This is a genomic window from Streptomyces sp. NPDC005803 (assembly GCF_040630435.1).
Classification (GTDB): Bacteria; Actinomycetota; Actinomycetes; order Streptomycetales; family Streptomycetaceae; genus Streptomyces.
Genome location: NZ_JBEXXO010000003.1, coordinates 182,366 through 194,589, shown reverse-complemented (window position 1 = coordinate 194,589; position 12,224 = coordinate 182,366). Strand labels below are relative to the sequence as shown.

Genomic DNA, 12,224 nt, shown 5'->3' with positions numbered 1-12,224 from the left:
GGTCGGTGAGCCCGGGACGGTGGAGTCCGGGACGGTGGGATCCCGGGCGGTGGAGCCCGGGAAGTGGGATCCCGGCCGGTCTGTCCCGGCCGGTGGGGTGACAGTCGTGGGGTGCCTGGGCGGGGGAGGCCGGGCGGTCACAGGCGCGTGACGCGTACGCGGTAGTCCCCCTTGGAGCCCTTCTCGACCACCGAGATGCGCACCCCGTTGGTCCGGTCGATGAAGGTCTGGCCGGGCTGGAACGGGGCGTCGGAGAGTTCGGCGTGCACGTTGGGCAGCCGGGTGCAGCCGCTGCTGTCCCTGGTGCTGTCCGTGACGGACACCGGCCCCTGACCGGTGTCGACGTCCGAGCTCACCTTGTAGATCAGCACGCCCGGCCGGCACACCTCCTGGTCGTTGCCGGCCTGGGTGCGCACCTCCACCGCGTAACCGGTTTCGGCGGTCAGCGGTACGAACGCCAGCTTGGTGCCGCCGTGGGTGGCCAGCGGTTCCAGGACGTGGTCGCTGGTGCCGGGCCCGGAGGCGCAGCTGACCTGGTTGTTGTCCAGCCAGCCGAGCTTCCACTTGTGCCAGCCCAGCAGGTCGTTGTTGGCGCCCCAGTCCTCCGACATGATGTCCCAGTGCCCGACGGAGCCCCCGCCCTCCATCGTGTAGAGGTCGGGGAGGCCGAAGACGTGGCCGTTCTCGTGCGGCAGCACGCGGTAGCCGGTCTGGGGGTACGAGCCCGAGCCGTCGTCCTGGCGGCTGTAGACGAAGGACGCGTTGGAGAGCGGGATGCCGTCCGCGTACGGGGCCTCGTCGTTGCCCGAGAAGGTCACGGACAGCACGGTGTCCAGGGCCGAGGGCCCGGCGTTCGGGGTGACCAGGATGTTCACCAGGTCGTATGCGGTGAAGTCCACCAGCGGGTCGGCGGCGGCGACGATGTCCTGGACGAGGTGGCGGTAGCCCGGCTCGTACGGGGAGCCGCGCTCTATCCCGTACTCCGCGAACGGCAGGGGCATTCGCAGCCAGGACTTCACCGGGGCTTCGGGCACGTAGGTGAGCCGCCCGTACGAACTGGTGCGGAACCAGTCCGTGGTCTGCGGGAAGAACTCCGCCAGCCGGTCCGTGGCCGGCCCCTTTCCCGGCGCGTCCGGGAAATCGATCATCAGGTTCAACGCGTGGATCTGGCCGGTGGAGCGGACGTAGCCCGGCTGGGTGGGCATGCCCTCCGACATCTGCACCCCCATGGCCGCCGATATCCGGCACGGGCCGAGACCGGCCGACCGGGTGGCGGTCATCGGCCCGGCGGAGGCCCGGCTGGGGAGGGGGAGAGAGCTGCTGGCGGAGGCGAAGGCAGCGATGACCAGGGCCGTTGCCGCGCCGAGGACGACCGGGTGGCGGTGTTTGCGTATCCGGTGGCGGGGCTGCTGCATAGAGGCGCCTTCGGGTCCGCGGCAGCCGGCCGACCCTGACTGCGCTCTGCCGATCAGCCTTAGCCGGGCGGTGCGGCACCGCGCGTTGGGTGCGCCGATCGGTGGGTTTTTTCGGCAGAGTCGGGTGGTGCGCGCGATGTGACGCAGGTCACAGGAGTGCCCGGAAATAACCGGGGAGCATTTCCCCGTTTGCATCGGTGTCCCCGCGAAACGGGGAGGCGGTCCCCGGTTACGCGGAGGCCGCCGGAACCACCCCGTAACCGAAGAGCCAGGAAGAGAAGGAGCGCCGCCGTGGACACCGTCGCCCGCACCGCACCCGGAACCGCGCAGTCGCGTACGCCCCGCCCGCGGGCCGACGCGCTGCGCAACCGGGAGCGGATCGTGACGGCCGCGCGCGAGATGTTCGTCGAGTTCGGCCCCGAGGTGCCGCTCGACGAGGTCGCCCGCCGCGCGGGCGTCGGCAACGCCACCCTCTACCGCAACTTCCCCGACCGGGCCGCACTGACCCACGAGGTCGTCCTCGCGGTCACCTCCCGCACCACCGACCGCGCCGAGGAGGCCGCGGCGGAGGAGCGGGACCCCTTCGTCGCGCTCAGCCGCTTCGTGCACGCGGCGGCCGACGAACGCATCGGGGCCCTGTGCCCGATGCTGTCCGGCGGCTTCGACAAGGACCATCCCGAACTGCTCGCCGAGCGCCGGCGCCTCGAAGAGGCCGTCGAAGGGCTCGTCGCGCGCGCCATGTCCGCGGGGCGCCTGCGTACCGACATCGCCGTCGGCGACGTACTGGTCGCCCTCTCCCAGCTCACCCGGCCGCTGCCGGGCATCGCCTGTCCGAACATCGACCGGTTCACCCACCGTCACCTCCAGCTGTTCCTGGACGGACTCGAGGCTCCGGCCCGGTCCCGACTGCCCGGAACGGCGGCGACCTTGGAGGACCTGCGGCGCACCGGCTGACCACCGCGCCGGGCGGGTTCCCGAACCGGACGCCCGCCCGCGGGTCCGCCATGCCGCGACCACAACTTTCTCCCTGACCAGAGCCCGGCACGCCCGGCCCAGCCCAGCTCACTCCACCCTCGCTTCTGCTTCCGCCGGCCCGCACCGGCCCTCACCGCATCCACGGTTCACGATCCCGCGCGCCTTCCGCGCGTCCTTAGGTGGCTACTCCCATGTCAAAAACAGCTGATCTCCGACTCCCGGACCCCAGTCGCTGGAAGGCGCTGGCGTTCATCGCCCTCGCCCAGTTGATGGTCGTGCTCGACGCCACCATCGTGAACATCGCGCTTCCGCACGCCCAGACGGACCTCGGCATCACCGATGCCAACAAGCAGTGGGTCATCACGGCCTACGCCCTCGCCTTCGGCGGACTGCTGCTCTTCGGAGGCCGGATCGCCGACCTCTGGGGCCGTAAGCGCACCTTCGTCGTCGGCCTGATCGGTTTCGCGCTGGCCTCCGCACTCGGCGGCGCGGCGCAGAACCAGGGCATGCTGTTCGGCTCCCGCGCCCTGCAGGGTGTCTTCGGCGCGCTGCTCGCCCCGGCGGCCCTCTCGCTGCTCGCGGTGATGTTCACCGACGCCAAGGAGCGCGCCAAGGCGTTCGGCATCTACGGTGCGATCGCCGGTGGCGGTGGCGCCGTCGGCCTGATCCTCGGCGGTTTCCTCACCCAGACCCTGAACTGGCGCTGGACGTTCTTCGTCAACATCCCGTTCGCGATCGTCGCCGCGGCCGGTGCGTACTTCGTGATCCGCGAGCCGGCCGGCAGCCGTAACCGCGCGTCGCTCGACATCCCCGGCGTCGTCCTGTCCGCCCTGGGTCTGGTCTCGCTGGTGTACGGATTCACCCGCGCCGAGTCCAGCGGCTGGTCGGACGCGCTGACCATCGGAACGTTCATCGCCGCCGGTGTGCTGCTGCTGGCGTTCGTCCTGACCGAGACCAAGGTCAAGTCGCCGCTGCTCCCGCTGCGCGTCGTGACGGACCGCAACCGCGGTGGCGTCTACCTGTCGCTGGGTCTGGCCATCATCGCGATGTTCGGCCTGTTCCTGTTCCTCACGTACTACCTGCAGGTCGTCCAGGGCTACTCGCCGATCCGGACGGGCTTCGCCTTCATGCCGATGATCGTCGGCATGATCACCGGCTCGACGCAGATCGGCGCCCGGCTGATGACGCGGGTCCCGGCCCGCATGCTGATGGCCCCCGGCTTCCTGGTCGCCGCCGTCGGCATGCTGCTGCTCACGCAGCTGGAGGTCGACACGTCCTACGCCGCGGTCATCCTGCCGGGCCAGCTCCTGCTGGGTCTGGGCATGGGTACGGCGTTCATGCCCGCGATGTCGCTCGCCACGCACGGCATCGAGCCGCGTGACGCGGGTGTCGCCTCCGCGATGGTCAACACCTCGCAGCAGGTCGGCGGTGCGATCGGCACCGCGCTGCTCAACACCATCGCCGCCTCGGCCGCCACGGCGTACGCCACCTCGCACGCCGCACTCGGCGCCACCGACCCGGAGCTGCTGAAGCTCCAGTCGATGGTGCACGGCTTCACCGGCGCCATCTGGTGGGCCGTCGGCATCCTGGCGGTGGCCGCCGCCATCGCGGGGACCTTCATCAACGCCGGCCGTCCCTCGGCCACCACGACGGCCGGGGGCACCGGTTCCGGTGACGCCGAGGGTGTCGAGGACGAGTTCAGGGTCCCGGTCGTCGCGCACTGACGCCCGTGCGTGAAGGCCCGCGACCCCTGTGACGCGGTGTGAAGCGAGCTCTGCCCCGGTTCCGTTCGTACGGAGCCGGGGCAGAGGCGTGTGCGGAAGCCGTTCGTACGGAGCCGCAGCAGAGGCGTGTGCGGGAGGCGGGGCGGTCAGCGCAGCCAGGGGAGGTCCGCGTCGGTGCCCTCCGGCTGCAGTCCGGCGGCCATGACCTGCATGATCTCGCCGAGCGCGCGCACCTGCTCGGGGGTGAGCCGGTCGAACATCGCCTGGCGCACGGCGCTGACGTGGCCGGGGGCCGAACGGCGGAGCATCTCGTAGCCCTCGTCGGTGAGGACCGCGTTCTGGCCGCGCTTGTCGGACGGGCAGTCCTCGCGGCGCACCCAGCCGCTCTTCTCCAGCCGGGCAACCGCGTGCGAGAGCCGGGAGCGGGTGATCTTGGCGTCCTTGGCCAGTTCGGTCATGCGCTTCTGGCGGCGGGGGGCCTGGGAGAGCTGGACGAGCAGACCGTAGTAGATGTGCGGCATGCCGGCGTCGCGCTGCAACTGGCGGTCGAGGTGGTCCTCCAGGAGCGTCGTGGCGTGCAGATACGCGCGCCAGACGCTCTGTTCTTCGTCGGTGAGCCAGCGTGGCCCGCCGGGGGGTGCCGTGGTCATGTACTCCACTGTACGACCTTTTCTTGAAAGTTGAACTAGATAGAGCTAAGGTCTCCGAAGGTAGGAACTTGAAGATTAAAGAAAAGTCCCTGCCGAAGACCCCGGTAGAAGACTTACCTTGAGTAGCAGCAGATGGGGAGTGTCATGACAGTCACCGCGGAGCGCATGCCCGCCCTCTATCTCTCCCACGGCGCACCGCCGCTGGCCGACGACCCCGTCTGGCCCGGCGAACTGGCGGCCTGGTCCGCCGGGCTGCCGCGCCCCACCGCTGTTCTCATGGTCTCCGCCCACTGGGAGGAAGCCCCGCTCGCGCTCGGTGCCACCGAGACGGTTCCGCTGGTCTACGACTTCTGGGGCTTTCCCGAGCACTACTACCAGGTGCGGTACGCCGCGCCGGGTGCCCCCGCACTGGCCGAGAGCGTCCGCAAGCTGCTGCGGAGCGCCGGGACGCCGGTCCAGGACATCCCGGACCGGGGCCTCGACCACGGGGCGTACGTCCCGCTGGTGGAGATGTTCCCGGCGGCCGACATCCCGGTGCTGCAGGTCTCCATGCCGACGCTGGACCCGCAGAAGCTGATGGACATCGGGCGCAAGCTCGCGCCGCTGCGCGACGAGGGCGTCCTGATCGTCGGCAGCGGCTTCTTCACCCACAACCTGGCCGCGCTGCGGCACCAGGGTGGCGGCACTCCCGCCTGGTCGGCGGAGTTCGACGACTGGGGGCACCGCGCGCTCCAGGCGCAGGACATCGACGCGCTGCTGGACTTCGCGCACAAGTCGCCGGCGGGCCGGCTGGCGCACCCGCGCACCGAGCACTTCGCCCCCCTCTTCGTCACGCTCGGGGCCGCGGAGCAGGAGCTGGACCAGGCGCGCAGTGTGATCGACGGCTTCTGGATGGGTCTGGCCAAGCGCTCGGTGCAGTTCGGCTGAGGCGAGGGCCCTCACCGGCCGGGCCGGACCTGCAGGTGAGTGAGGGCGGGTGTCAGAGCGCCGGGGGGTTCAGCTCGACCGACCGGAGTGCGGCGGCCAGTGCGGTCGCGTCACCGATGTCCAGTGCGGTGTCGGTGAACTTGATGGTGTGGTCGTCGCCGTGCGCGGCCGCCCGCGCGAAGACGTCCTCGGGGGACAGGCCGCCGGACACGGCCGGGTACTCGGCGGGCCGCGCCGGGGAGTACGCGGCGGTGACCGCCGCGCTCGCCGCCCAGGCGGCCCCCAGGCTCGGCGCCCACAGGTCGCGGGGGAGTGCGGGCAGGGTGCGCAGCACGGCGTTGGGGGCGGTGGCGGCGTGCACGAGCATGATCGGCGCGCCGTATCCGTACGTCGCGTAGCGATGGGTGGCGGCCCGCACCAGTTCCCGCAGGCGGTCGCGCGCGGTGTCGGGGTCGGTGGCGGCCCGGCCCGGCCACTGCGGGAACGCGGTGAGCTGGTCCAGCCGGTGCCGGATGCCTCCGCTCTGGTCGGGTACGGGCGCCACGGCGTCCAGCGCGGTGGCGGCGTCGGCTGCCGGGGCGAGCGAGGACAGCGGGGGGAGCGGCTGGTGGCGGGCCGCCCAGTAGCCGAGGGCGTGCGCCAGCTCGGTCACGCGGGGCGCGTTCTGCGGTGCGCCCAGCAGCGTGCGCACGCTGTGGCCGACCCGGATGACCGGGTGCGTGGCCCCGGCCGCTATGCCGGGCAGCAGCCGCGGCCACCACTCGGCGAGGACGTCGCGCCAGGGGCGGTCGGCCGTCTCCCGCTCGAAGTACACCGCCCAGTCGGCGATGCGCCGCGGATCACCCAGCGCCTCCCGCCAGTTCTCCGGGGTCACCTCGGCGACCGGGTCCGGCATGTCCTCCAGCTTGTCCCGGTAGTGGTCCAGCCACCGGTGCACCGCCGGGGCCTGGCCGTGGCGCACCAGCGCCTCGACGGCCATCGGGGCGTGGTTGCTCAGCCATCCGCCCCGCTCGGGGCCTGAGGTGTGGAGTCGCTGCAGTGCCTCGTCGAGCGTGCCGGACGTGTCGGAAGGGGTGTGCGTCGTGAGGTCCATGCCGCCTCACCGTAGGCGCGGCGCCGCCGCCGGGTAACGGTCTGCGGTCCCGGGTGGGGCGGGCGCCGGGACTAGGTCTGCGGTCCCAGTTGTTTTTCGTACCAGGCCACGTCCCAGTACCGGTCGAACTTCCGGCCGACCTCCGTGTACGTACCGATGTGGTGGAAGCCGAAACGTTTGTGCAGACGGACCGAGGACTCGTTGGGCTGGGTGATGCCCGCGTACGCGCGCCGCAGGTCCTCACCGGCGAGGGCCTCGAAGAGCGCCGAGTAGAGGAGGGTGCCGACGCCCCGGCCGGTGGCCTCGGGGGAGCAGTACACGCTCACCTCGACGGAGGTGGAGTACGCGGCCTTGGGACGGAACGCGCTGCTGGTGGCGTAGCCCAGGATCCGCGGGGCCGCACCGCTCGTTTCGTCCACATTGCGGACGTCCTGAGCAACCAGAAGCCGGTGCTTGCCGTCTTCGGGGTGGGAGCGCAACCACGGCAGCCGCTGCTCCGGGGTGAAGGGCGTGACGTCGAATGTGAGAGCGGTCTCACGTACGTAATGGTTGTAGATGTCCGTGAGGGCCTCCAGATCGCTCCCGAGGCCCGCCCTGACCTGCACTTCCGTGACCGGTGGTGTCATGTGCCCTCCCTGGTGGCGCGACAGGGTACTGCATGATCGCGAAAGTGAACGCCGGTCATGGGAATTCTGTCCGGATTCCAGTCGTTGTTTCCATCGGATGCAGGGCACCCGAAAAGGTGTCGCGACCTACTCAGCAAGGGAGCTCGCATGGCAACCCGTGCCGTCGCCCGTCGTTCGTCCGCCACCGGCGGGACCAACCGGGCAAGCAGTGTTCGCGCCGTGGGCGGGGAGATCGCCGATCGCGACCTGGTCGGCATGTACCTGGACGAGATCGCGCGCACGCCGCTGCTCGATGCCGCCAAGGAGGTCGAGCTGTCGCAGACCCTGGAGGCAGGCGTTTTCGCGCGGCAGGTGCTCGACGGCGCAGTGGAGAGCGACGCCGGCGGGGCCTCGCGCGAGGAGCTGGAGGCGCTGGTCGCCGAGGGCGAGCGCGCCAAGGACATATTCATCCGTTCCAACCTCCGACTCGTCGTTGCCGTCGCCCGCCGCTATCCCCGGGCCGGGCTGCCCCTGCTCGACCTGATCCAGGAGGGCAACGCGGGCCTGGTGCGCGCGGTCGAGAAGTTCGACTACGCCAAGGGCTTCAAGTTCTCCACGTATGCGACGTGGTGGATCCGGCAGGCCATCACCCGTTCCATAGCGGACCAGTCGCGCACGATCCGGCTCCCCGTTCACCTGGTGGAGGAGCTCGGCCGGATTCGCCGGGTGCAGCGCGAGTTCAACCGTGAACACGGGCGCGACCCGGAGCACGCCGAGATCGCCGCCGAGCTGGACTCGACCACCTCACGGGTGGGTGACGTCCTGGACTGGGCCCGCGACCCGGTCAGTCTGAACATGTCGGTGGACGACGACGGCGACACGCAGTTCGGTGATCTCCTGGAGGACACCTCCGCCGTATCACCCGAGCAGTCCGTGATGACGCTCCTGCGCAGCGAGGAGCTGGAGGAGCTGATCGGCAAGCTCGACCACCGCACCGCCTCGATCATCCGTATGCGGTACGGCATCGAGGACGGCCGTGAGCGGACCCTCACCGAGGTGGGCAAGCAGCACGGGCTCACCCGCGAGCGGATCCGCCAGATCGAGAAGCACGCGCTGCTCGAACTGAAGCGAATGGCTCACGACACGGGCTTTGACGCTGCGGCATGAGCCCGCGTCCAGTAACCTCCGAATTGGGCCGCTTCACATCGGTGGCCCCCTGAGCTGAGTCCCGGCGCCCACCCCCCCTGGCGCCGGGGCTCATCCCTTTTTCCGGCCGTGTGCCGTGGGTCGACAGCCCCTGGCAGCGGGTCCCTACGGCACGCCGAGGGACTACGAGGCCGGAGCCGCCGAGGGCGCGGCCGCGCGGGTGAGCCGGCCGCCCAGCTCGTGCAGGTGGGTCACCAGCTGCGGCGGCTGATGCACGGTGAACTCGCAGTCCACCAGCGCCAGGCGCAGCGCCACCCACTCCAGCGAGTCGGTGAGCACCGCCCGCAGCCGGCAGCCGTGCTCGCCGGTCCGCTCCAGCGGGCCGATGGAAGCGGGCAGCCGCGAGGTCACGAAGTCGGCGGGGGCGGCGAAGCTCACGTCGATCGCCAGCTCCGGCTGCCTGCGCGCCATGGAACTGCTGAGGAACTCCGCCGCGTCACCCGTCGGCAGCTCACGCGGGGTGAAACGGGCGCCCGTCGCGAACGGGTCACTCACCCGGTCGACCCGGAAGGTGCGCCAGTCCTCCCGCTCCAGGTCGTACGCGACGAGGTACCAGCGCCACCCGGTACTCACCAGCCGGTACGGCTCCACCTGCCGCCTCGTCTCGGCGCCGTCCCCCGCGCGGTAGGCGAACCGCAGCCGCTCCCGCCCGGTGACCGCCGACGCCATCACGGTCAGCGTCCGCGGGTCGATCGTCGAGCCGTCGCCGCGGGCCAGCGGCATCGTCGCGTTCTGCAGGGTGGACACCCGGTGGCGCAGCCGGGAGGGCAGCACCTGTTCCAGCTTGGCCAGCGCCCGTACGGAAGCCTCGTCGACGCCCTCGATGGCGTGGCCGGCCCCGGCCCGCAGGCCCACCGCGATGGCCACCGCCTCCTCGTCGTCCAGGAGCAGCGGCGGCATCGCCGTGCCGGCCACGAGGCGGTAGCCGCCGACCGAGCCGCGTGACGCCTCGACGGGATAGCCCAGGTCGCGCAGGCGGTCGATGTCGCGGCGGATGGTGCGCGGGCTGACGTCGAGCCGGTCGGCGAGTTCACTGCCCGGCCACTCGCGCGGCGTCTGGAGCAGTGACAGCAGATTCAGCAGTCGTGCCGGGGTGTCGGTCATGTCACCCAGGATGCCCGCCCATCGGGTCATGATCTGGCCTAATGCACCTTTAACTTTCTCATATGACTTCTTCCGCATCCCTGCCGTCGCCGGCGGACGCCCCCGCGGCCCCGGATCCGTCGGACCGCCGACGGTGGTTCGCGCTGGCCATCGTGATGACCGCCGCCTTCATGGACCTGGTGGACGTCACGATCGTCAACATCGCCATCCCGAGCATCACCGAGGACACCGGCGCCTCGTTCAGCTCGATCCAGTGGATCACCGCCGGGTACGCCCTGGCCTTCGCCGCCGGTCTGATCACCGGCGGCCGGCTCGGTGACATCTACGGCCGCAAGCGGCTCTTCCTCATCGGGATCGGCGGCTTCACCCTGGCCTCGGCGCTCTGCGGGTTCGCCGCCAACCCGGAGATGCTCGTCGCCTCACGCATCCTCCAGGGCGGCACGGCCGCGCTGATGGTGCCGCAGGTGCTGTCGATCGTGCACGCCACCTTCCCCGCGCACGAGCGCGGCAAGGTCTTCGGCCTCTTCGGCGCGATCGTCGGACTCGGAGCCGTGTCCGGCCCGCTGCTGGGCGCCCTGCTCACCGAGTGGAACATCGCCGGTCTCGAATGGCGCCCGATCTTCCTGATCAACCTGCCGGTCGGCATCGCGGGGCTCATCCTGGGCCGCACGTTCATCACCGAGTCCAAGGCGCCGAAGGCACTCCGCCTCGACCTGGTCGGTGTGGTGCTGGTGACGCTGGGGATGCTCATGCTCATCTACCCGCTGACCCGTGGCGAGGAGCTGGGCTGGCCGCTCTGGGGCTATCTGTCGATGGCCGGCAGCATCGTCGTCTTCGCCGTCCTCGTGGTGTTCGAGCGGGCGAAGGCGAGCCGGGACGGTTCGCCGCTGGTCGAGCTGTCGCTGTTCCGGGTCAAGAGCTTCGCCGCGGGCATCGCCGTGCAGCTGACCTTCGGCGTCGGCCTCGGCATCTTCTTCCTGGTCTGGACGCTGTACATGCAGGAGGGGCTCGGCTGGAGCGCGCTGCGGGCCGGCACCACCGGCATCCCGTTCTCCGTCGCCGTCTCGGTCGCCGCCGGCATCTCCGTACAGAAGCTGGTGCCGCGCTTCGGGCGCAAGGTGCTCCAGGCGGGGGCGCTGCTCATGATCGCCGGGCTGCTGCTCTACATCGGGGAGTCGGACCGCTACGGCATGGGGATCACGTCCTGGCAGATGGCCCTGCCGCTGGTGGTCATGGGTGTCGGCATGGGGCTGATCGTGGCCCCGCTCGCCGACGCGGTGCTGTCCGAGGTGCCCAAGGAACACGCGGGATCGGCCTCCGGGCTGTTCAACACCGTGCAGCAGATGGGCAACGCGCTGGGGCTCGCCCTGGTCTCGGTCATCTTCTTCGGGGCGATGGGCGACAAGCTGACGCCGCCGCAGATCGGTCCGGCGTTCGCGGACGCCTTCGAGCAGTCGCTGTGGTGGGTGGCCGGCGTGCTCGCGGTCATCTTCCTGGTGATGTTCGCCCTGCCGGCCCGGCCCGTACAGCACGTCGAGGGCGGCGGCGAGAGCGCCGGCACCGTCCAGGAGCCCGACAAGGAGCCGGTGCTGACGCACTGAGCAGGCGGAAACGGAAGCGGAAGCGGAAGAACCGATGGTGCCCGCGCCCCACCGAGGGGCGCGGGCACCGTCATGTCCGGGCCGGGACCGGCACGGGCCGACCGGACCCGGGAGCGGGTCAGCAGATGCGGGCGCGGCTCTCCATCGCGCCGCGTGCGGTGGCCTCGTCGCCGTACACCTCGCACATGTGGCGGCCGTCCGGCGTCGCCGTGTGCTCGACCTCCCACAGGCTCGTCTCGCTGCCGTCGAGAAGCAGGAACGCGTGCTCGTACAGCGTGAACCCCGCGTCCCGTCCGTCCACCTGGAACTGCCGGCCGAAGACCTGGGTGATGTGGTGGGCGAACGCGGCCCGCAGCCGGAGTGCCGTCTCCTCGCCCGGCACGTCCCGGTTCTCCGCGCGGCGCAGCACCCGGCGGGCGTGGTCCGCGGAGTTGTCCGGGGCGTACGTCCGGGGCAGCGGGGCCGGCGGCGCCGCCATCAGGGCGGCGAGGATCTCCAGGTCGGCCTGCGGCCCCTCGTCCCCGAAGAGCGGGCCCTCGCAGAAGCCGCCGGTCAGCCGGGCCGCCGCGATGTGCACGTCGGCCTCGTCGTCGTACACCTCGTGCTGCCGCCGGTCGGGCCGCGCGCCGAAGCCCGGGGCGGCGGCGTCGCGCGGGCCGCAGTGCGCCAGCTCCCACAGGGTGAGCGGCGTGCCGTCGGCCAGCAGGTACGTGTGCCGGTAGGTCTCGCGGTGCAGGTGGGAACTGTGGTGTGAGGAGTGCAGGGAGCTGCTGTGGGCGAGCGCGGTGCCGAGCCGCTCGACCGTGCTGTCGGGCAGGTCGAACGAGTTGAGAGCCCGTCGCAGGATTCGCTCGAGGTGCTGCTCGGTTGTCTCGTACGGATCGCTCAAGGTGCTGTCTCCAGGCCGTTGCCGCGTGTGACTCG

11 protein-coding genes are annotated in these 12,224 nt (G+C 71.0%); 5 read left to right on the top strand and 6 right to left on the bottom strand.

The window, feature by feature from the left end; all coding sequences use genetic code 11:
* Positions 1 to 137: 137 nt before the first annotated feature.
* Positions 138 to 1,415 carry a M6 family metalloprotease domain-containing protein gene (locus tag ABZ454_RS06220; protein WP_359536297.1) on the bottom strand — a complete coding sequence of 426 codons (1,278 nt, stop codon included), beginning with the start codon at positions 1,413 to 1,415 and terminating at the stop codon, positions 138 to 140.
* A 291-nt stretch (positions 1,416 to 1,706) separates the two neighbouring features.
* Between ABZ454_RS06220 and ABZ454_RS06215 the strand changes: the two genes are divergently transcribed.
* Positions 1,707 to 2,369, top strand: coding sequence for a TetR/AcrR family transcriptional regulator (locus ABZ454_RS06215; RefSeq protein WP_359536296.1), 663 nt, complete (start codon positions 1,707 to 1,709; stop codon positions 2,367 to 2,369).
* Between the two features lie 212 nt (positions 2,370 to 2,581).
* Positions 2,582 to 4,114: an MFS transporter gene (locus ABZ454_RS06210; protein WP_356317801.1), complete on the top strand. Its 1,533-nt coding sequence runs from the start codon at positions 2,582 to 2,584 to the stop codon at positions 4,112 to 4,114.
* A 146-nt stretch (positions 4,115 to 4,260) separates the two neighbouring features.
* On the opposite strand, the gene ABZ454_RS06205 is transcribed toward ABZ454_RS06210, so the two are convergent.
* Complete coding sequence (locus ABZ454_RS06205) at positions 4,261 to 4,773, bottom strand: MarR family transcriptional regulator (RefSeq protein WP_356317803.1); 513 nt, start codon at positions 4,771 to 4,773, stop codon at positions 4,261 to 4,263.
* Between the two features lie 135 nt (positions 4,774 to 4,908).
* Between ABZ454_RS06205 and ABZ454_RS06200 the strand changes: the two genes are divergently transcribed.
* Positions 4,909 to 5,691 (top strand): class III extradiol ring-cleavage dioxygenase, encoded by a 783-nt coding sequence (locus ABZ454_RS06200; RefSeq protein WP_356317805.1) that lies wholly within the window; start codon positions 4,909 to 4,911, stop codon positions 5,689 to 5,691.
* Between the two features lie 52 nt (positions 5,692 to 5,743).
* Here ABZ454_RS06200 and ABZ454_RS06195 read toward each other — a convergent pair whose 3' ends face one another.
* Together ABZ454_RS06195 and ABZ454_RS06190 are read right to left on the bottom strand one after the other, a co-directional pair.
* Entirely contained in the window at positions 5,744 to 6,784 is a 1,041-nt protein-coding gene (locus ABZ454_RS06195) for a questin oxidase family protein (RefSeq protein WP_359536295.1), read from the bottom strand.
* Positions 6,785 to 6,855: 71 nt separating this feature from the next.
* Positions 6,856 to 7,410 (bottom strand): N-acetyltransferase family protein, encoded by a 555-nt coding sequence (locus tag ABZ454_RS06190; RefSeq protein ID WP_359536294.1) that lies wholly within the window; start codon positions 7,408 to 7,410, stop codon positions 6,856 to 6,858.
* Positions 7,411 to 7,557: 147 nt separating this feature from the next.
* Between ABZ454_RS06190 and ABZ454_RS06185 the strand changes: the two genes are divergently transcribed.
* Positions 7,558 to 8,556: a sigma-70 family RNA polymerase sigma factor gene (locus ABZ454_RS06185; protein WP_356317812.1), complete on the top strand. Its 999-nt coding sequence runs from the start codon at positions 7,558 to 7,560 to the stop codon at positions 8,554 to 8,556.
* Positions 8,557 to 8,718: 162 nt separating this feature from the next.
* Here ABZ454_RS06185 and ABZ454_RS06180 read toward each other — a convergent pair whose 3' ends face one another.
* Positions 8,719 to 9,699, bottom strand: a complete 981-nt coding sequence (locus tag ABZ454_RS06180; protein WP_359536293.1) for a YafY family protein — start codon at positions 9,697 to 9,699, stop codon at positions 8,719 to 8,721.
* A 62-nt stretch (positions 9,700 to 9,761) separates the two neighbouring features.
* On the opposite strand from ABZ454_RS06180, the gene ABZ454_RS06175 reads away from it, so the two are divergent.
* Complete coding sequence (locus ABZ454_RS06175) at positions 9,762 to 11,300, top strand: MFS transporter (protein WP_356317816.1); 1,539 nt, start codon at positions 9,762 to 9,764, stop codon at positions 11,298 to 11,300.
* A 118-nt stretch (positions 11,301 to 11,418) separates the two neighbouring features.
* On the opposite strand, the gene ABZ454_RS06170 is transcribed toward ABZ454_RS06175, so the two are convergent.
* A complete protein-coding gene (locus ABZ454_RS06170; protein WP_356317818.1) occupies positions 11,419 to 12,189 on the bottom strand; it encodes a DUF6227 family protein in 771 nt (256 codons plus the stop codon).
* Positions 12,190 to 12,224: the final 35 nt, after the last annotated feature.

Bases quoted from the DNA above. Each gene is read 5' to 3' on its own strand.
- ABZ454_RS06220 (WP_359536297.1), bottom strand. From the start codon at position 1,415: ATGCAGCAGCCCCGCCACCGGATACGCAAACACCGCCACCCGGTCGTC.
- ABZ454_RS06210 (WP_356317801.1), top strand. From the start codon at position 2,582: ATGTCAAAAACAGCTGATCTCCGACTCCCGGACCCCAGTCGCTGGAAG.
- ABZ454_RS06200 (WP_356317805.1), top strand. From the start codon at position 4,909: ATGACAGTCACCGCGGAGCGCATGCCCGCCCTCTATCTCTCCCACGGC.
- ABZ454_RS06195 (WP_359536295.1), bottom strand. From the start codon at position 6,784: ATGGACCTCACGACGCACACCCCTTCCGACACGTCCGGCACGCTCGAC.
- ABZ454_RS06190 (WP_359536294.1), bottom strand. From the start codon at position 7,410: ATGACACCACCGGTCACGGAAGTGCAGGTCAGGGCGGGCCTCGGGAGC.
- ABZ454_RS06185 (WP_356317812.1), top strand. From the start codon at position 7,558: ATGGCAACCCGTGCCGTCGCCCGTCGTTCGTCCGCCACCGGCGGGACC.
- ABZ454_RS06180 (WP_359536293.1), bottom strand. From the start codon at position 9,699: ATGACCGACACCCCGGCACGACTGCTGAATCTGCTGTCACTGCTCCAG.
- ABZ454_RS06175 (WP_356317816.1), top strand. From the start codon at position 9,762: ATGACTTCTTCCGCATCCCTGCCGTCGCCGGCGGACGCCCCCGCGGCC.